Source organism: Streptomyces sp. AA4, assembly GCF_000158875.1.
Classification (GTDB): domain Bacteria; phylum Actinomycetota; class Actinomycetes; order Mycobacteriales; family Pseudonocardiaceae; genus Amycolatopsis.
Window position 1 is genome coordinate 1,549,223 of sequence record NZ_GG657746.1, and the last position, 18,123, is coordinate 1,567,345.

The 18,123-nt window shown below is 69.6% G+C and carries 17 protein-coding genes; 11 read left to right on the forward strand and 6 right to left on the reverse strand.

What is annotated here, in order from left to right:
- Nucleotides 1-5: 5 nt before the first annotated feature.
- From gcvH to SSMG_RS07280, 4 genes are read left to right on the forward strand one after another with little or no spacing between them, the layout of a single operon-like run.
- On the forward strand, nt 6-383 hold the full coding sequence (gcvH, locus tag SSMG_RS07265; RefSeq protein WP_009074225.1) for a glycine cleavage system protein GcvH: 378 nt from the start codon (nt 6-8) through the stop codon (nt 381-383).
- Nucleotides 383-1,660, forward strand: coding sequence for a serine hydroxymethyltransferase (gene glyA, locus SSMG_RS07270; protein ID WP_037712871.1), 1,278 nt, complete (start codon nt 383-385; stop codon nt 1,658-1,660). Before gcvH ends, glyA begins: the two co-directional genes overlap by 1 nt.
- Complete coding sequence (gene lipA / locus SSMG_RS07275) at nt 1,657-2,661, forward strand: lipoyl synthase (protein ID WP_009074227.1); 1,005 nt, start codon at nt 1,657-1,659, stop codon at nt 2,659-2,661. The genes glyA and lipA overlap by 4 nt, the downstream gene beginning before the upstream one ends.
- A 16-nt stretch (nt 2,662-2,677) precedes the next feature.
- Nucleotides 2,678-4,051: an L-serine ammonia-lyase gene (locus SSMG_RS07280; RefSeq protein ID WP_009074228.1), complete on the forward strand. Its 1,374-nt coding sequence runs from the start codon at nt 2,678-2,680 to the stop codon at nt 4,049-4,051.
- Between the two features lie 31 nt (nt 4,052-4,082).
- Here the strand turns inward: SSMG_RS07280 and SSMG_RS45260 are convergent, their stop codons facing one another.
- Complete coding sequence (locus SSMG_RS45260) at nt 4,083-4,262, reverse strand: hypothetical protein (protein WP_158687998.1); 180 nt, start codon at nt 4,260-4,262, stop codon at nt 4,083-4,085.
- Nucleotides 4,262-4,849: a helix-turn-helix domain-containing protein gene (locus SSMG_RS07285; RefSeq protein WP_009074229.1), complete on the reverse strand. Its 588-nt coding sequence runs from the start codon at nt 4,847-4,849 to the stop codon at nt 4,262-4,264. The genes SSMG_RS45260 and SSMG_RS07285 overlap by 1 nt, the downstream gene beginning before the upstream one ends.
- Before the next feature lie 72 nt (nt 4,850-4,921).
- On the opposite strand from SSMG_RS07285, the gene SSMG_RS07290 reads away from it, so the two are divergent.
- Nucleotides 4,922-5,644, forward strand: a complete 723-nt coding sequence (locus tag SSMG_RS07290; protein ID WP_009074230.1) for a FadR/GntR family transcriptional regulator — start codon at nt 4,922-4,924, stop codon at nt 5,642-5,644.
- A 52-nt stretch (nt 5,645-5,696) separates the two neighbouring features.
- Nucleotides 5,697-7,517 (forward strand): transglycosylase domain-containing protein, encoded by a 1,821-nt coding sequence (locus SSMG_RS07295; RefSeq protein ID WP_009074232.1) that lies wholly within the window; start codon nt 5,697-5,699, stop codon nt 7,515-7,517.
- A 1-nt stretch (nt 7,518) separates the two neighbouring features.
- On the opposite strand, the gene SSMG_RS07300 is transcribed toward SSMG_RS07295, so the two are convergent.
- A complete protein-coding gene (locus tag SSMG_RS07300; protein WP_009074234.1) occupies nt 7,519-8,328 on the reverse strand; it encodes an ABC transporter ATP-binding protein in 810 nt (269 codons plus the stop codon).
- 116 nt (nt 8,329-8,444) lie between these two features.
- Between SSMG_RS07300 and SSMG_RS07305 the strand changes: the two genes are divergently transcribed.
- Nucleotides 8,445-9,776, forward strand: a complete 1,332-nt coding sequence (locus tag SSMG_RS07305) for a PLP-dependent aminotransferase family protein (RefSeq protein WP_037712872.1) — start codon at nt 8,445-8,447, stop codon at nt 9,774-9,776.
- 43 nt (nt 9,777-9,819) lie between these two features.
- Here the strand turns inward: SSMG_RS07305 and SSMG_RS07310 are convergent, their stop codons facing one another.
- Nucleotides 9,820-11,781 (reverse strand): SDR family oxidoreductase, encoded by a 1,962-nt coding sequence (locus tag SSMG_RS07310; protein WP_037712875.1) that lies wholly within the window; start codon nt 11,779-11,781, stop codon nt 9,820-9,822.
- 64 nt (nt 11,782-11,845) lie between these two features.
- On the reverse strand, nt 11,846-12,082 hold the full coding sequence (locus tag SSMG_RS07315; RefSeq protein ID WP_009074239.1) for a hypothetical protein: 237 nt from the start codon (nt 12,080-12,082) through the stop codon (nt 11,846-11,848).
- 180 nt (nt 12,083-12,262) lie between these two features.
- Here SSMG_RS07315 and SSMG_RS07320 point away from each other — a divergent pair, with 180 nt between their 5' ends.
- Nucleotides 12,263-13,507 carry an NAD(P)/FAD-dependent oxidoreductase gene (locus SSMG_RS07320; protein ID WP_009074241.1) on the forward strand — a complete coding sequence of 415 codons (1,245 nt, stop codon included), beginning with the start codon at nt 12,263-12,265 and terminating at the stop codon, nt 13,505-13,507.
- Here SSMG_RS07320 and SSMG_RS07325 read toward each other — a convergent pair.
- Nucleotides 13,461-14,843, reverse strand: a complete 1,383-nt coding sequence (locus tag SSMG_RS07325) for a multidrug effflux MFS transporter (protein WP_009074243.1) — start codon at nt 14,841-14,843, stop codon at nt 13,461-13,463. The genes SSMG_RS07320 and SSMG_RS07325 overlap by 47 nt on opposite strands.
- Nucleotides 14,844-15,188: 345 nt before the next feature.
- On the opposite strand from SSMG_RS07325, the gene SSMG_RS07330 reads away from it, so the two are divergent.
- Genes SSMG_RS07330 through SSMG_RS07340 form a run of 3 tightly spaced genes read left to right on the forward strand, consistent with a single transcriptional unit; the run spans nt 15,189 to nt 18,101 of the window.
- A complete protein-coding gene (locus SSMG_RS07330; protein ID WP_009074245.1) occupies nt 15,189-16,043 on the forward strand; it encodes a fumarylacetoacetate hydrolase family protein in 855 nt (284 codons plus the stop codon).
- 1 nt (nt 16,044) lies between these two features.
- Nucleotides 16,045-17,346 (forward strand): enolase C-terminal domain-like protein, encoded by a 1,302-nt coding sequence (locus tag SSMG_RS07335; protein WP_009074246.1) that lies wholly within the window; start codon nt 16,045-16,047, stop codon nt 17,344-17,346.
- Nucleotides 17,343-18,101, forward strand: coding sequence for an SDR family NAD(P)-dependent oxidoreductase (locus SSMG_RS07340; RefSeq protein ID WP_009074248.1), 759 nt, complete (start codon nt 17,343-17,345; stop codon nt 18,099-18,101). The genes SSMG_RS07335 and SSMG_RS07340 overlap by 4 nt, the downstream gene beginning before the upstream one ends.
- Nucleotides 18,102-18,123: the final 22 nt, after the last annotated feature.

The following is an 18,123-nucleotide window of genomic DNA, read 5'->3' on the forward strand; positions in this document are numbered from 1 at the left end:
CAGCTGTGAGCATCCCCCAGAACCTGTCCTACACGAAGGAACACGAGTGGCTGTCGGTCTCCGACGGCGTCGCGACGGTGGGCATCACCGCGTTCGCGGCCGGTTCGCTCGGCGACATCGTGTTCGTGCAGCTGCCCGGCGTCGGCGACACCGTCACCGCGGGCGAGGTGTTCGGCGAGGTCGAGTCGACGAAATCGGTCAGCGAGCTGTACTCGCCGGTGAGCGGCGAGGTGGTGGCGGTGAACGAGACCACATCGGACACCCCCGAGGTCATCAACTCCGACCCGTACACCGAAGGATGGCTGCTGAAGGTGCGGCTCTCGGGCGACGTCCCGGAGCTGCTCGACGCGTCCGCGTACGCCGAGCTGACCCAGGAGAACTGATGACCTCCCCGTTCGACGCCCACCTGTCCGAAGCGGACCCGGAGGTCGCCGCCGCGGTGGCCGCGGAGCTGGACCGCCAGCAGTCGACGCTCGAGATGATCGCCTCGGAGAACTTCGCCCCGGTCGGCGTGCTCGAGGCGCAGGGCTCGGTGCTGACCAACAAGTACGCCGAGGGCTATCCGGGCCGCCGCTACTACGGCGGCTGCGAGCACGTCGACGTCGTCGAGCAGCTCGCGATCGACCGGGCCAAAGCGCTGTTCGGCGCGGAGCACGCCAACGTGCAGCCGCACTCGGGCGCGCAGGCCAACGCGGCGGCGATGTTCGCGGTGCTGAAGCCGGGCGACACGATCCTCGGCCTCGACCTCGCGCACGGCGGCCACCTGACGCACGGGATGAAGATCAACTTCTCCGGCAAGCTGTACAACGTGGTCGCCTACCACGTCGACAAGGAGACCGGGATCGTCGACGTCGCCGAGATCGAGCGGCTGGCGGTCGAGCACAAGCCGAAGCTGATCGTCGCCGGCTGGTCGGCCTACCCGCGCCAGCTCGACTTCGCCGAGTTCCGCCGGATCGCCGACCTCGTCGACGCCAAGCTCATGGTCGACATGGCGCACTTCGCCGGTCTCGTGGCCGCCGGGCTGCACCCGTCGCCGGTGCCGCACGCGGACATCGTCACGACCACCACGCACAAGACCCTCGGCGGCCCGCGCGGCGGCCTGATCCTGTGCCGCCAGGAGCTGGCGAAGAAGATCAACTCGGCGGTGTTCCCCGGCCAGCAGGGCGGTCCGCTGGAGCACGTGATCGCGGCCAAGGCCGTGGCGCTGAAGATCGCCGCGACCGACGGGTTCCGCGAGCGCCAGGAGCGCACCCTGGAAGGCGCGAAGATCCTCGCCGACCGGCTGTCGCGCACCGACTGCGCCGAGGCGGGCGTCCGCGTCCTCACCGGCGGCACCGACGTGCACCTGGTGCTGGTCGACCTGGTGAACTCCGAGCTCAACGGCCAGGAGGCGGAGGACCGGCTGCACTCGGTCGGGATCACCGTCAACCGCAACGCGGTGCCGTTCGACCCGCGTCCGCCGATGGTCACCTCCGGCCTGCGGATCGGCACCCCGGCGCTGGCCACCCGCGGTTTCGGCGCCGAGGACTTCACCGAGGTCGCCGACATCATCGCCGAGACGCTGAAACCGGACTTCGACGAGGCCGCCCAGCAGGCGCTGCGGGGTCGCGTGGAGCTGCTGGCCAAGAAGCACCCGCTGTACGCGGACCTGAGCCGATGAGCGCGCAGCCCGAGGGGCGGAAGTTGTTGCGGCTTGAGGTGCGCAACAGCGAGACGCCGATCGAGAAGAAGCCGTCGTGGATCAAGACGCGGGTGCGGATGGGGCCGGAGTTCACCGAACTCAAGGGCCTGGTTCGCCGCGAAGGCCTCCACACCGTGTGTGAAGAGGCCGGGTGTCCCAACATCTACGAATGCTGGGAGGACCGCGAGGCCACGTTCCTGATCGGTGGTGACCAGTGCACGCGGCGCTGCGATTTCTGTCAGATCGACACCGGGAAACCCGCTGCGCTGGATCGCACGGAGCCGCGGAAGGTCGCGGAATCGGTGCAGGCCATGGGTCTGCGGTACTCGACGATCACCGGTGTCGCCCGCGATGACCTGGCCGACGGCGGTGCGTGGCTGTACGCGGAGACGGTGCGGCAGATCCACGCGCTCAACCCGGGCACCGGTGTCGAGCTGTTGATTCCGGACTTCAACGCCGAACCCGACCAGTTGGCCGAGGTGTTCGGGTCGCGGCCGGAGGTGCTGGCGCACAACGTGGAGACCGTGCCGCGGATCTTCAAGCGGATCCGCCCCGGCTTCCGCTACGCCCGCTCCCTGGACGTGATCACCCAGGCGCGTGCGGCGGGGTTGGTGACGAAGTCGAACCTGATCCTCGGGATGGGCGAGACGCCGGAAGAGGTCACCGTCGCGTTGCAGGATCTCTTCGACGCTGGGTGCGAGATCATCACGATCACCCAGTACCTGCGGCCCTCGCCGCGGCATCACCCGGTGGACCGGTGGGTCAAGCCGGAGGAGTTCGTGGAGCACGCGAAAACCGCCGAGGCGATCGGGTTCCCGGGCGTGATGGCGGGCCCCCTGGTGCGGTCCTCGTACCGCGCCGGACGGCTCTACGCCCAGACCAAGGCACACCGCGGCGAGGAACTGCCGGAGAACCTCGCTCACCTGACCGCCGAAGGGCCGGCGGCCCAAGAAGCCAGCAGCGTGCTGGCGAGGAACTAAGAGAAGGGGCGGATCAATGGCGATCAGCGTCTTCGACCTGTTTTCGATCGGCATCGGGCCGTCGAGTTCCCACACGGTCGGCCCGATGCGGGCGGCCAAGACCTTTGTGGACGGTCTGGTCGAGGACGGCGTGCTGGAAACGGTCGCGCGGGTGCAGGCCGAGTTGTTCGGCTCCCTCGGCGCGACCGGATTCGGGCACGGCAGCGACAAGGCGGTGCTGCTCGGGCTTTCCGGGGAGCGGCCGGAGGAAATCGACACCGACACGGTGCCCGCCAAGGTGGCGGCGATCCGCGAGTCCGGACGGCTGGCGGTCGGCGGGACGCATTCGGTGGCGTTCGCCGAGGACACCGACCTGCCGATGCACCGGCGGAAGTCCCTGCCCGCGCATCCGAACGGGATGGTGTTCCGGGCGTTCGCTTCCGACGGTTCGCTGCTGCGGGAACGGACGTACTACTCGGTCGGCGGCGGATTCGTGCGGGACGAGTCGTACGAGACCGACCCGGTGTTCGTGGAGGACTCCACGCCGGTGCCGTATCCGTTCCGCACCGGGGCGGACCTGCTGAAGCATTGCGCGGACACCGGGCTTCCGGTCAGCGAGATCATGCTGCGGAACGAGCTTTCCTGGCGCAGCCGCGAGGAGGTTCGGGACGGACTGCTGCAGATCTGGGAGGTGATGGCCGAGTGCGTGCGGAACGGGTACACGCACGAGGGTGTGCTGCCTGGCGGCCTGAAGGTGCCTCGGCGGGCCAAATCGTTGCACGACAAGCTGCTCGCTGAAGACGGCGCGGACGACCCGTTGTACGCGATGGACTGGGTCAGCCTGTACGCGCTCGCGGTCAACGAGGAAAACGCCGCGGGCGGTCGCGTGGTCACTGCTCCGACCAACGGCGCGGCGGGGATCATCCCGGCGGTTTTGCACTACTACCAACGGTTTGTGCGCGGATCTTCGGACGACGGCATCGTCACCTTCCTGCTCACCGCGGGAGCGATCGGCTCGATCCTCAAGCAGACCGGCTCGATCTCGGGCGCCGAGGTCGGCTGCCAGGGCGAGGTCGGTTCGGCCTCGGCGATGGCTGCTGCCGGATTGACGGAGGTCCTGGGCGGGTCGCCTGCTCAGGTCGAGAACGCGGCCGAGATCGGGGTCGAACACCACCTCGGCTTGACGTGCGACCCGGTCGGCGGGCTGGTGCAGATCCCGTGCATCGAGCGCAACGCGGTCGGCGCGTCGAAGGCGATCCATGCGGCCCGAATGGCGATGCGCGGCGACGGCAGCCACGTGGTGACGCTGGACAAGGCGATCAAGACCATGCGCGAGACCGGCGCGGACATGTCGGTGAAGTACAAGGAGACCGCGCGCGGCGGACTCGCCGTGAACGTCATCGAGTGCTGATTTTCGGTCCGTGAAGGACTCCTTGAGGGAATCAGATTCCCTCAAGGAGTCCTTCACGGCGTTTCGGGGTGGCGAGGCGCAGGCCCAGTTCCATCAGCCACCAGCCGAGTCGTTGCCGGGCGGGCTCGCGTCTTATCGGCGTAGAGCGCACCCCCGCGGCAAGCAATTCGTCTTGCCGGGCGGCGGCGTATTCGGGCAGGAACGGGTGCATCAGGATTCCCCCTCTGGCATGGTTTCGGCGGACGAGCGCGGGAACGCCGCCCACTGCGTGATCACCGACTCGTCGCCGGGGCGGGCCGGGCGGCGGTAGCGCTCGATCACCGCCTCGATTTCGTCGATCATCTGGCGGGTTTCGGCCACCGTGAGAGGCAGCATGGTGCTGCTCAGCGTCGAGCTGTCGCGCCATTCGTGGGCCCAGCGCGGCAGTTCGGCGACGAACCGCGATTGTTCGCGATAGCGCTGATCCACGTGGTGGTGCAGGAAAGCCATGAGCGATCCGGCCATCTCCGGCTGGTGCACGAAGTCCGCCGCGCTCATCCGGGTCGAATCCTGCGCCGCTTTCCACCAGCGTTCGCGCTTCGAGCCCCGGCCGGAATCCTCCACGACCAACCCGGTTTCGGCGAGTTGCCGCAGGTGCCACGACGTGGTGCCGGAGCTTTCCCCGACGCGTTTGGCCAGCCCGGTCGCGGTGGCCGGGCCGTCGAGGGTCAGCAGGTCCAGCAGTTCCATCCGCAGCGGATGCGCCAGCGCGCGCAGGGTTTGCGCGTCGATCTGGCGAGTGCGGCGTGCGTCGGGCATGCCTCGTACTCTAGACCGCAGAGAACTCTTTGCAAAGACTTCTCTGCAATCAGGCAGCATAGAATCGGACAGGTGGAGTCGACCTCGGTGGTGAGCGCGAACGCGGCCCTGTTCCGGCCGGTGCGGGCCGGGAACGCCTTCGAGGAGACCGTCGAGCGGCTGTTGCAGGCGATCCGGCTCGGCGTCGTCGGCGCGGGGGACCGGCTGCCGTCGGAACGCGAGCTGGCCGAACGGCTCGGGGTCAGCCGCGTGACGCTGCGGGAGGCGATTCGCGCGCTGGCCGACGCGGGCTACGTCGAGTCGCGGCGCGGGCGGTACGGCGGCACGTTCGTGAACGAGAAACTGCCGGAGCCCGCGGAACGCGCGGTCGGCGAGGTGGACGCGGCCGGGCTGGAAGACGCGCTGTGCCTGCGCCACGTGCTGGAGACCGGTGCCGCGGAGGCGGCCGCGGCGCGCACGTTGAGCCCGGCCGATCGGCAGCATCTGACCGGCACGCTCGCGGAAGCGGCGGCGGCCGATCTCGCCGACTACCGGCGCAAGGATTCGCGGCTGCACCTGGCGATCGCCGAGGTCACCGCGTCCGCGTCGCTGACCAGCACGGTCGCCGACGCGCGCACGAGGGTCAACCAGCTGCTGGACCGGATCCCGCTGCTCGAACCCAACCTGGAGCATTCGAACGCGCAGCACGAGGCGATCGTCGACGCGATCCTGGCCGGCGATCCGGTGGCCGCGCGGCAGGCGATGGCCGAGCACATCGAGGGCACGGCGTCGCTGTTGCGCGCCTTCCTCTCGTGATCAATTCACGGACTCGGCAGAACCTTGCCACTGGTTCAGCCGTCCTCCATTCGTGGAGTCAGCCCCGGAGAGTGACCAATCCGTTGGTGTCCGCCGCACGTGGCGCCGCATCCGCAGGGGTGCGTACTACCTGACCGGATTCGCGGTCGGCGTGCCGCTGATCGCGTTCTGGATCGCCTACCTGCTGCTGGACGTGCGCAGCCCGCAGGACGTCCTCGCCTCGCTCGGCAAAACCGTCACGCTGAAGTACGCCGACGGCAGCGAACTGCTGCGCGTCGTGCCGGCGGGCGGCGACCGCCGGTACGTGCCGTTCGACCAGATCCCGCAGAAGCTGCGCGACGCGATCGTCGCCACCGAGGACCCGACGTTCTGGGAAAACTCCGGTTTCGACCCGACCGGCATCGGCCGCGCGTTCCTGACCGGCGTCGGCGGCGGGTCCGGGATCACGCAGCAGTACATCAAGAAATCGACCGGCGACGAGGATTCGACGCTCTCCCGGAAAATGCAGGAACTCGTGCTCGCCACGAAGATCACCCAGGAGCAGAGCAAGGAACAGATCTTCGAGAGCTACGTCAACATCATCTCCTTCGGCCGCAACACTTTCGGACCTGCCGCGGCGATGAACGCGTTCTTCGGCCGTCCGCTCGACAACAGCCTCACCTGGAGCGAGGCGGCGTTCCTGGCCGGGATGATCCAGTCGCCGTCGGTGCACGATCCGGCGGTGTCCGGCGACGAGCACGCGGCGAAACGGTGGCAGTACGTGCGCGACAAGCTGGTCGAACGCGGCTATGTGAAGAACGCCGACGGCATGGCTTATCCGGGCGCGGAGATCAAACCGCCCGCGGAGACGCGGGTGAGCCTGAGCTACGACCAGTACCACCTCAAACAGCGAGTGCTCACCGAACTGGAGACGGCCGGCTTCTCGCTTTCCCGGCTGCAGCAAGGAAATCTGACTGTCCAGACCACGCTGGACCCCGGCCTGCAGAACGCCGCGCACGCCGCGCTGGGCGACCGGTTGAAGGGCGAGCCAGCGGAATTGCGCGGCGCGCTGGTGGCGGTCGATCCGACGAACGGTGCGGTGCGCGCGTACGACGGCGGCAACAACGGCGTCCGGGATTACGCGGCAACCGGGCACGCGCTCGGCTCCGCGTTCTACCCGTTCACCGCGGCGGCCGGATTGAAAAACGGGATGTCGCTGGACGAGAAAGTGGCTGCTCCCCGGGAGATTCAGTACCTCGGCGAGAAATTCGACTATCCGCCGAAGTGCCCGCAATCGTGCACCTTGCGCAGCGCGTTGACCTCAGGCGCGGACACGCCGTTCATCACGGTCTCCAAGAAGATCGGCGTCGACGAGGTGAGCGCGGCGGCCCGTGCGGCGGGGATCCCGGACGAGGTGGACGGCGCGCCGACCATGCGCGAGCAGGACGGCGTCACGATCGGCTCGGGCATCGTCGTCGGCCGGTACCCGATGCGGCCGCTCGACGTGGCCGGAGCGTACGCGACCTACGCCGCCAACGGCACGCGCGCGCCGGTGCACCTGGTGGACAAGGTGCTCGACCGGTCCGGGAAAGTCGTGTGGCAGCACGAAAACCAGCCGGTCTCCGCCGTTCCGGAGCAGGTCGCGCAGGACGTGACTTCGGCGTTGCGGACGAGTTTGCCGGACGGTCGCGCGGCGGCCCTGCGCACCGGCGAGTTCGAGCGCGGCAACTCGCGCGACAACCAGGACGCCTGGGCAGTCGGCTACACGCCCCAACTGGCGACGGCGGTATGGCTGGGCTCCGACGACAACCGCAAGCTGCTCGACGGGGACGGCAAGAAGGTGACGGGTTCGTCGATCCCGGCGGACGTGTGGCGGTCGTTCATGGCCCGCTGAATCAGGCCGCCCGGCGGCTGACCTTCGGGATCACCATCGGGCTCCCGCTCTCCGGGCATTCCATCACCCGGCACGGCAGCTCGAAGATCCGCTCGACGTTCTCCGCCGTCACGACCTCCTCCGGCGTCCCGGTGGCCAGCACCTTCCCGTCGCGCATCGCGATCAGGTGGGTCGCGTACCGGGCCGCGTGGTTGAGGTCGTGCAGCACCGCGACGAGCGTGCGGCCCTGTTCGCTGTGCAGGGTCGCGCAGAGGTCGAGGATGTCGAGCTGGTGCGCGATGTCCAGGTACGTCGTCGGTTCGTCGAGCAGCAGCAGGTCGGTCTGCTGGGCCAGCGCCATCGCCATCCAGACGCGCTGGCGCTGCCCGCCGGACAGTTCGTCGACCATCCGCTCGGCGAGGTCGTCGACGCCGGTCGCGCGCATCGCATCGGCGACCACGGTCGCGTCCTCGCGGGACCATTGGCGCAGCAGTTTCTGGTGCGGGTACCGGCCGCGCGCGACGAGGTCGGACACGGTGATCCCGTCCGGCGCGATCGAGCTTTGCGGCAGCAGGCCGAGCCGTCGCGCGACCTCCTTCGCGCCGTAGCTGGAGATCACCTCGCCGTCCAGGTAGACCGAGCCCGCGCGCGGCTTGAGCATCCGGGCGAGCGCGCGCAGCAGCGTCGTCTTTCCGCAGGCGTTGGGGCCGACGATGACCGTGAACGACTTGTCCGGGATGACCACGCCGAGCCGTTCGGCGACCGTGCGGCCGTCGTAGGCCAGCGTCAGGTCCTCGGCGTGCAGGCGGGTGTCTTCGCGCGTCAGTGTCACACAGGTAAGGCTAACCTAGTGACCCCCGTTCGGGGAGTTCCGCGGGTCGCGTTAGCGACCAGTGACCGGCCGGTGCCATGATGCGTCCGGGAGAATCCCGGCAGAGCGAGGGTGGGATGGACGACTACCGCGTCGTCGCGGACGAACTCGCCGCCGACATCGAAGCCGGCCGGCTGCGCCCGGGCGACCGGCTGCCGCCGCAGCGCCGGTTCGCGCGCGACCGCGGCATCGCCGGGTCCACCGCGGCCCGCGTGTACGGCGAACTCGTCCGCCGCGGACTGGCGGTCGGCGAGGTGGGCCGGGGGACTTTCGTGCGCGCGGCGAAGCCCGGGCCCGAACCGGCGCTGTCCGAACCCGGCGACGCGCGCGTGGACCTCGAACTCAACTTCGCCGTCCTGCCAAGCCAATCGGCCAAACTGGCGCGAGCGCTCGAACCCGTCCTGCGCGCGGACGTCTTCACCGACGCCCTGCACCCACTCGGCGCGGCGGGCACGAAAGCGGTCCGCGAGGCGGCGGTCGCGATGCTCGCTCGCGGGTCGTGGACGCCGGATCCGGACCAGGTCCTGGTCGCGGGCAACGGGCGGCAGGGCATCGCGGCCGCGCTGGCCGCGTTCGTGCCGACCGGTGAGCGGCTGGCGGTCGAATCCCTGACGTATCCGGTGGTCAAAGCCGCGGCGACCCGGCTCGGCATCGAGCTGGTGCCGATCGAAACCGACGCGCACGGCCTGGTCCCGGCCGCACTCGCGGCGAGCGCCCCGGTGCGCGCGCTCTACGTCCAGCCGACCCTGCACAACCCGCTCGGCACCACGATGCCGCCGCCGCGCCGCGCCGAACTGGCCGAGACCGTCCGCGCGCTGGACCTGCCGGTGATCGAGGACGGCATCTACACGTTCCTCCGCCCGGACACCGAACCGCTCGCCGCGCTGATGCCGGAGCGCACGGTTTTCGTGGACAGCCTGTCGAAACGCGTCGCGCCCGGGCTCACGGCCGGGTTTCTCGTGGTGCCGCCGCCGTGGGTCCCGCGGCTGGCGAGCGCGATCCGGTCCGGCGGCTGGTCGGCGTCGCGGTTCTCCGTGGAAGCCGCGCGGCGATGGATCACCGGCGGCGTGCTGGCGGAGGTCGAAGCGGCGAAACGCGCGGACGCCCGGACGCGGGCGCGGATCGTCGCCGAACGGCTGGCGGGCTTCCAGGTGTGCGGCGACGCCTCGGCTTACCACCGGTGGTGGGTGCTGCCGGACCAGTGGCGGGCCGAGACCTTCGTGGCGGCCGCCGCTCGCCGGGGGATCGCGTTGTCCCCGGCGGCGGCGTTCTCGGTGGTGCCGGGGCACGCGCCGAACGCGGTGCGGATCGCGGTGTCCGCACCTTCCGAGGAGACGTTGGCGAGCGCGCTGGACGTGCTGGCCGGGCTGGCTTCCGGGTCGCCGGACGACCTGCTGGTGGACTCGTGAGTGTTCACGCCGGTTAGAACCGGCATGAGCACTCACGACCTCCTCAAGCCTTCCGCCGCCACACCAGCCGCGTCAGCGTCGCCGCGACACTCGCCGGGGCGGGCTGCCGGGGCAGCTTCCTGGCTTCCGGCGCGGATTCCGGCATCACCCGGTACACGAGGTGCGCGGCGAAGCGGGCGAGGTCCGGCGCGGCCAGCGTGGCCAGTTCCGCGGCCCGGCCCTCGGGCAGGCTCAGGATCTGCGGCCGCCGCTCGATCGCCTTCACCACCAGCGCCGCGGCGCGTTCCGGCGAACTCGCGGGCAGTCCGCGGTACGACCCGGTCGGCGCGATCATGTCGGTGCGCACCAACGGCATCCGGACCGAGGAGAACGTGACGCCGTCGGACAGCGTCTCGCGCCCGGCGGTCTGGCTGAACTCCTCGAGCGCGGCTTTCGAAGCCAGGTAAGCGGAAAACCGCGGGGTGTCGGTCTGGAGGCCTTGCGTGGTGACGTTGACGATGTGGCCGAACCGGCGTTCGGTCATCGACGGCAGCAGTCCGAGGATCAACCGCACGGGACCGAAGTAGTTGATGGCCATGGTGCGTTCGTAGTCGTGGAAGCGTTCTGTCGACAGCTGCACCGAGCGTCGGATGGAGCGTCCGGCGTTGTTCACCAACACGTCCACCGCACCATGGTCGGCGAGGACGGCCTTCACGAGACTGTCGACCGCGTCGCCGTCAGTGAGGTCGCACGGGTACGTCGCTGCTTCGCCGCCCGCTGCGGTGATTTCGCTACGCACGTCTTCGAGTTCTTCGGCACGGCGCGCGACGAGAAGCACCTTCGCGCCGCGACGCGCGACAGCCAGCGCGCTCGCGCGGCCAATGCCGGACGACGCACCGGTAATGAGGACAACGCGTCCTTCGATCCCTGGACGTCGAGCGTGGTCCGGGTCGAGATGCGCGCGCCAGTAGCGGTAAAGCGGTTCGGCGTAGTCGCGAAGCTCGGGAAGGTGGACGCCGCTGCCGTACAGCTCCGAAGTGGTGCGCGCGGTGTCGAACTCCACCTCCATGTTCAGGTGGGGGAGCACTTCGAGCGGAATGCCCAGCTCGGTCAACACTGCGGATCGCGTCGCACGTCCAGTCGGCAGACGGTCCACAGCGGTCGCGAGGCGGGACGCGGTGTTACGAAGCGGGCCTGACGGCACCGTCCTGCGTACGCGTGGCGCTCCGGCGACGCGGGCGAAGGCGTTGTAGACCTCGTGCAGCTTCTGCGGTCGCGGCGAAGCGAGGTGGTACGTACTGCCCGAAGGCGCTTCGCGGTGCATGAGGTATTCCATCGCGGAAACGACGTAGTCGACCGGGACGAGGTTGGTCGCGCCGAAGTCGGGCGCTACGAGCGGCAGCTGCCTCGGCAGCGCGGCGAGGCGCGAGATGGCGGGCAGGAAGTAGTACGGGCCGTCGATCTTGTCCATCTCGCCGGTGCGCGAATCGCCGACGACCGCCGAGGGCCGGTAGACGCGGAACGGCACGTCGGACTGTTCGCGGACCAGCTTCTCGGCCTCGAACTTCGTGGCGTGGTACGGGGAACTGAAGGACTGGCCGAGGTCGAAGTCCGCCTCGGTGAAACGGCCGGCGTGATCGCCCGCGACGGCGATGGACGAAACGTGGTGCAGCAGTCCCGCTCCGGCGGCCGCGGCGAAGGCGAGCAGGTTCCGGGTGCCCTCGACGTTCGCGGCCCGGTTCGCCGCGTCGTCTGCGGTGAAGTCGTAGATCGCGCCGAGGTGGACGACGTGGTCTGCCCCGTCGTAGCCGGCCGGGTCGAGGCCGAGCAGCGGTTCGGTGAGGTCGCCGACGGCGGGGACCAGGCGGTCGGCGTTCGGCCAGTCCCGCGCGAGCGCGGCCAGGCGGTCGCGCGAGGTGTTGCGGACGAGCACGTGGACGGCGGTCGTGTCCCGCCGGGCGAGCAACCGGGCGACCAGGCGCTTCCCGAGGAAGCCCGTCGCGCCCGTGACGAAGTAGGTGGTCATGGCCGGCACCTTTCGGGGTCTGCGGGTGCCGACTCTACCTACTCACGAGTAGGAACGGTAGTTGTCAGTCGGTTCCGGTCCGGCGCGCCGACGTCGCGGTGGCCACCACGGCGTCGCGCAGGGCCGCGCGCAGCCGGCCGACCTCCAGCGGGCCCAGCACCGCCGCCTCTCCCGGCGGCGCGACCAGGACGACCTTGTCGTCGCTGCTCACGAACACCGTCACGTCCCGCCGCCTGCCCGCCAGGTCCCGGCAGCCGACCGTCCACTCGTTCCGCTCCGTACTGTCGTCCCGCCCTGTCACGGCCCTCGCCCTCCGATCACGTACTGCCCGTGTCCTTCGTGCGGGGGTGGGACCGGCGGCTCCGGGGCGGCTTACGCCGGTTCACCCGAATTGCCTACTGGCCGGTTTTCCACGGGGTGTGACCAGCCGCGTACCGGAGTAGCGTCGGCGACCGCACGCCGCGGGCACTCGGGAGGACGGATGTCGGAACCTCGGAAAATCGTCGTCGTCGGATCCGGACTGGCCGGTGCCACTGCGGCAGCCACCGTCCGGGAACGCAGTTTCGACGGGGAAATCCTGCTGATCGGTGCTGATCCGCACCGGCCGTACGAGCTGCCGCCGTTGTCGAAAGCAGTGCTGCTCGGCAACGCCGACGAGCCCGACTGGGTGCGCGAAGAGGGCTACTGGAGCGAGAACGACATCAAGCTGCTCTCCGGCACCACTGCGACCCGCGTCGAACTGGGCGCCCGCCTCGTCCTCGACGACGCGGGCGGCGAACACCGATACGACCGTCTGGTCTTAGCGACCGGCTCGCGTCCGCGGACGCTGAAGGTGCCCGGCGGTGACCTGCCCGGCCTGTACACGCTTCGCACTCTCGACGACGCACTGCGGCTGCGTGAGGCCTTCGAAGCAGCGAAACGCGTACTGATCGTCGGCGCGGGCTGGATAGGTACCGAAGCCGCCGCTGCCGCGCGTACGCACGGTGCCGAGGTGACTGTGGTCGCTCCGGAGAAGCTGCCCCTCGCCAACGTCCTCGGGGACGAAGTGGCCAGAGCGTTCTACCGTCTGCATGAAGAACACGGTGTGCAGTGGCGTCTCGGCGAAGGCGTCGCAGCGATCACCGGCGACACCTCAGCGACCGGCGTCCGACTGCCGAGCGGCGAAGAGCTGTACGCCGACGTCGTGCTCATCGCCGTCAGCGCGGCCCCTTGCGTCGAGCTGGCGCACGCTGCCGGTCTTGAACTGGCGGACGACGGTGGTGTCGATGTCGACGCAGGTCTGCGTACAGCGGCACCTGACGTGTACGCGATCGGTGACATCGCTTCGCAGTTCCATCCGCGCTACGGCCGCCGCGTACGCGTCGAGCACTGGGCGACAGCGCGTACGCAGGGCGAGCACGTCGCGGCCAACCTCTTTGGTGCGAACGAGCCGTACTTAAACAGCCCTTACTTCTTCTCCGACCAGTACGACCCAGACCGCGGTGGCCCGGCCATCGGCTGCGAATACCGCGGCCTGCCTGTGTTGGACCGCGACCGCGTGGTGGTGCGCGGCGACCTCGAGTCCTACGACTTCACGGCGTTCTGGGTGACCCCGGACAACGAGGTTTCGGCGGCGATGAACGTCAACCAGTGGGACGACGGGGACGCGTTGCAGAAGCTGGTCGACGAACGCATCGCGGTCACCGACGACCAGCTGAGGAGCGGAAACCTCGCCGAGTTGGGCTGACCGTCAGCGTCGCGAACGACAGCAAGGCGAGCACCCCGAACCCGGCCATCACGGCGGTCATCGGAACCGCCGTGCCCGGCCCGCCGAGCCCGACCAGCGGCGTCGCGATCCCGCCGATCGCGAACTGCAGCACGCCCAGCAGCGCGGACGCCGACCCCGCCGTGCGCGCGTGCCCGGCGAGCGCGAGCGAACTGGCGTTCGGATTGATGATTCCGATGCAGGAAACCATGAGCAGCAGCGGAATCAGCAATGCTGGCAACGGAAGTCGCAGGGTCGCCGCGGCCAGCGTCGCGAGGCCGGACAGTGTGGACACCGTCACCCCGGCGCGCAGGAGCGCCCGTTCGGGGAACCGGCCGACGAGCCAGCCGTTGAGCTGCCCGGCGAGCACGATGCCGACCCCGTTGAGCCCGAAGACGACGCTGTATTCCTGCGGACTCAGGCGGTAAACGTCCTGCAGCGCGAACGACGAACCGGAGATGTACGCGAACAGTGCGGCGAAGTTCAGCCCCGCGGTGAGCGCGTAGCCGAGGAACGTGTGGTCGGTGAGGAGCCGTCCGTACGTGCGAAGCACCCCGCGTAGCCGCGCCGGATGCCGACGCTCGACCGGCAACGGCTCCGGCAGCGCGAACGCGACCGCGGCGAGCAGCAGGGCACCGAAGCCGGTGAGGACGACGAACACGCCTCGCCAGGACGTGAACGTGAGCAGTTGACCGCCGAGCACCGGAGCGAGGATCGGCGCGAGACCGTTGACGAGCAGGAGAAGCGAGAAGAACTTCGTCATCGCCGTGCCGGTGTAAAGGTCGCGAACGGTCGCGCGAGCGATCACGATCCCCGCCGCCGCACCGAGCGCCTGCACACTCCGCGCGGCGATCAGCAGCTCAACGCCCGGACTCGCCGCCGCCGCGACCGACCCGGCGATGTACAGCCCCAGGCCGACCAGCAACGGCCGCCGCCGCCCGAACGAATCCGACAACGGCCCGGCGACGATCTGCCCGACCGCGAGCCCGACGACGAACGCGGTGAGCGTCAGCTGGACGGTGGTGTCGGAGGCCTGGAAGTCGCCCGCCATCCGGGGGAGGGCGGGGAGGTACATGTCGATGGAGAGAGGCCCGAAGGCGGAGAGGCCGCCGAGAATGAGAAGCCGCCGGATCTTGCCCTGCCGGGGTGCTCGGGGAGGCTGGCCGAGTGTTCTGCGGCGGGGTGCTTCGTGCTGGCCGCGGCAGAGTCGGGTGCAGGCTGGTCTGGCGGGTCGTTTGGTGCGAAGTGCTCGGTTGTCGGATGATCCGGCGCGGAATGATCGGATGCATTCGAGCGCTGCGGAGGGGTTGCCGCCCACGGCCTTTCCCGATCAGCGGCACCCAAGCCGACGGTCGGTCTGCCTGCGGCGCCGTGCCCCCGCTCGTCCTCCGTGCCCTCAACGGCACTGCTCGCGCTGCCTTCCCCGTCTTCGTACGGCGCACGCCCGTCCGGCTCTGTCGCCTCTCCTGGTCCCATCCGCGCCGCACCGTCTCCTTCGTCGTGGCGGGACCTCCCCGCCACGACGAGTGTCCGTTATCCGCCTGCCAACCCGGTGATCGGATCAATTTCCGCACCAAATCCCGCTTCCCTCTAGATCTGCCGCCCTCCGGTGCGCTATACATCGGATGTATCGCGAGAACGGTGTCGAGAGAGGGGTTCGTCCGTGCGGTTTGTGCGTCTCGGGGCAGCGGGGGCTGAGCGTCCGTTCGTCCGTGCCGGTGACGGCACCCTCCACGACCTCTCCGGGGTCACGCCGGACATCGACGGCGCGTTCCTCGCCGGCGACGGACCGGCCAAGGCCGCGCGGGCGCTCGAAGCCGGGGAACTGCCGGTCGCCGACGGGGCCGGGCTGCGGGTCGGCGCGCCGATCGCCGCGCCGGGCAAGATCGTCTGCATCGGCATGAACTACCGCCGCCACGCCGAGGAAACCGGCGCGGCCGTGCCGGCCGAACCGGTGCTGTTCATGAAAGCCCCGGACGTGATGGTCGGACCGTTCGACGAGGTGCTCGTCCCGCGCGGCTCGACGGCCACCGACTGGGAGGTCGAACTCGGCGTCGTCATCGGGAAAACCGCGCGCTACCTGGAAAGCGCGGACGAAGCGCTGGCGCACGTCGCCGGGTACGTCGTGTCCAACGACGTCTCCGAGCGCGATTTCCAGCTGAACCGCGGCGGCCAGTGGGACAAGGGCAAGAACTGCGAGACCTTCAACCCGCTCGGCCCGGAGCTGGTGACCGCCGACGAGATCCCGGACCCGCAGGCGCTCGGCCTGCGTACGTGGGTCAACGGCGAAAAGGTGCAGGATTCGTCCACAAAGGACATGGTGTTCGGCGTCGCCGAGATCATCCGCTACCTGAGCCAGTTCATGGTGCTGCGCCCCGGCGACCTGATCAACACGGGAACCCCCGAGGGCGTCGCGCTCGGGCAGCCCGAGCCGAAACCGTACCTGCGCGCGGGCGACGTCGTCGAGCTGGAAATCGACGGCCTCGGCAAGCAGCGCCAGACCTTCGGGCAGGCCTGACATGGCGAAAATCGTGGCCATGGAGGTCCGGGACGTCCGCTTCCCGACGTCGCGCGACCTCGACGGTTCGGACGCGATGAACCCGGACCCGGACTATTCGGCGGCTTATGTCGAGCTGCACACCGACGCCGGACCGGACGGGTACGGTCTCGCCTTCACCATCGGCCGCGGCAACGACGTGCAGGCCGCCGCGATCCGCGCGCTCGCGCCGCACGTCGTCGGCCGCGAGGTGCCCGAGGACGCGGAAGCGCTCGGCGCGCTCTCGCGGGCTCTGGTCGGCGACTCGCAATTCCGTTGGCTGGGACCGGAAAAAGGCGTGGCGCACATGGCGATCGGCGCGATCGTCAACGCCGCGTGGGACCTCGCCGCGCGCCGCGCCGGACTGCCGCTGTGGAAGTTCGCGTCGCGGATGACGCCCGAGGAGCTGGTGTCCCTTGTGGACTTCCGCTACCTTTCCGACGCGCTGACCGAACAGGAAGCGCTCGACATTCTGCGCGCTGCTGAACCCGGCCGGGCCGAGCGGACCGCTCGGCTCGAAGCGGAGGGCTACCGCGCGTACAGCACGTCGGCGGGCTGGCTCGGCTACTCCGACGCGAAACTGGTGCGGCTGGCGGAACAGGCGGTCGCGGACGGTTTCGAGATGATCAAGCTGAAGGTCGGCGGGAATCTCGAGGGCGATGTCCGGCGGATGAAGCTGGCTCGCGAGACTGTGGGCGCGGACATCCGGATCGCGGTCGACGCGAACCAGCGCTGGGACGTCGCGACGGCAGTGTCGTGGATGACCGCGCTGGCCCCGTTCGATCCATATTGGATTGAAGAACCGACCTCGCCGGATGACGTCCTCGGCCACGCGGCCATCGCGAAGGCGCTCGCACCGATCAAGGTCGCCACCGGCGAACACGTGCAGAACCGCGTGGTGTTCAAGCAATTGCTGCAGGCCAGTGCGATCGATGTGCTGCAGCTGGACGCTGCCCGCGTCGGAGGCGTGAACGAGAACCTCGCGATTCTGTTGCTGGCAGCAAAATTCGGTGTTCCGGTGTGTCCGCACGCCGGCGGGGTCGGACTGTGCGAGCTGGTGCGGCATCTGTCCATGTTCGACTTCGTGGCAGTGTCCGGTTCGGACAGCGACCGCTCCATCGAATGGGTCGACCACCTGCACGACCACTTCACCGACCCGGCTGTCGTGCGCGACGGCCGCTACCTCGCTCCGACCGCACCGGGCTTTTCCGCGCGCATGCATGACGCTACGCTGCGCCGGTTCAGCTTCCCGGACGGTCCTGAATGGACGGAGAACGCGCAGTGAGCGAATTCGACGGCCTGGTCGCCGCGGTCACCGGCGGCGCTTCGGGAATCGGCCTGGCCACGGCGAACCTGCTGGCCCAGCGCGGCGCGCGGGTGACCGTGCTCGACCTCAAAACCGACGAGGTGCCCGAGCCGCTGGCCGGATTCCGCTGCGACGTGACGTCCGACGCCGAGGTCCGCGCCGCCATCGACGCGGTGGCCGAGCGCTTCGGAAGGCTCGACATCCTGGTCAACAACGCGGGCATCGGCGCGCAGGGCGACGTCACCGCGAACGACGACGACGAATGGCATCGCGCGTACGACGTGAACGTCGTCGGCATGGTGCGCACGGCACGCGCTGCCTTGCCGCACTTGAAAAACTCGCCTGCCGCGGCGGTCGTGAACACCTGCTCGATCGCCGCCTGGGCCGGGCTGCCCGCACGGGCGCTGTACTCGGCCACGAAGGGCGCGGTGCTGTCGCTGACCCTCGCGATGGCCACCGATCACCTGCCGGACCGGATCCGCGTCAACTGCGTGTGCCCCGGCACCGCGGACACCCCGTGGGTCGGCAGGCTGCTCGACACCGCCGCGGACCCCTCGGCGGAGCGGAAGGCGCTCGCCGCCCGCCAGCCGATGGGGAGGCTGGTCACCGCGGACGAGGTCGCGAACGCGATCGCGTACCTGGCCAGCCCGCTCTCGGCATCGACTACCGGCACCGCGCTCGCGGTGGACGGCGGCATGTACGGCCTGCGCCCGCGCGGACCCGTGCAGAACTGATCTGCTCAGCCAAGAAGGCCTG

Coding starts and splice junctions, on each gene's coding strand:
- SSMG_RS45260 (WP_158687998.1), bottom strand. CDS start 4,262: ATGCACCCGTTCCTGCCCGAATACGCCGCCGCCCGGCAAGACGAATTG.
- SSMG_RS07305 (WP_037712872.1), top strand. CDS start 8,445: ATGGACGACTACCGCGTCGTCGCGGACGAACTCGCCGCCGACATCGAA.
- SSMG_RS07335 (WP_009074246.1), top strand. CDS start 16,045: ATGGCGAAAATCGTGGCCATGGAGGTCCGGGACGTCCGCTTCCCGACG.
- lipA (WP_009074227.1), top strand. CDS start 1,657: ATGAGCGCGCAGCCCGAGGGGCGGAAGTTGTTGCGGCTTGAGGTGCGC.
- SSMG_RS07285 (WP_009074229.1), bottom strand. CDS start 4,849: ATGCCCGACGCACGCCGCACTCGCCAGATCGACGCGCAAACCCTGCGC.
- SSMG_RS07320 (WP_009074241.1), top strand. CDS start 12,263: ATGTCGGAACCTCGGAAAATCGTCGTCGTCGGATCCGGACTGGCCGGT.
- glyA (WP_037712871.1), top strand. CDS start 383: ATGACCTCCCCGTTCGACGCCCACCTGTCCGAAGCGGACCCGGAGGTC.
- SSMG_RS07310 (WP_037712875.1), bottom strand. CDS start 11,781: ATGACCACCTACTTCGTCACGGGCGCGACGGGCTTCCTCGGGAAGCGC.
- SSMG_RS07280 (WP_009074228.1), top strand. CDS start 2,678: ATGGCGATCAGCGTCTTCGACCTGTTTTCGATCGGCATCGGGCCGTCG.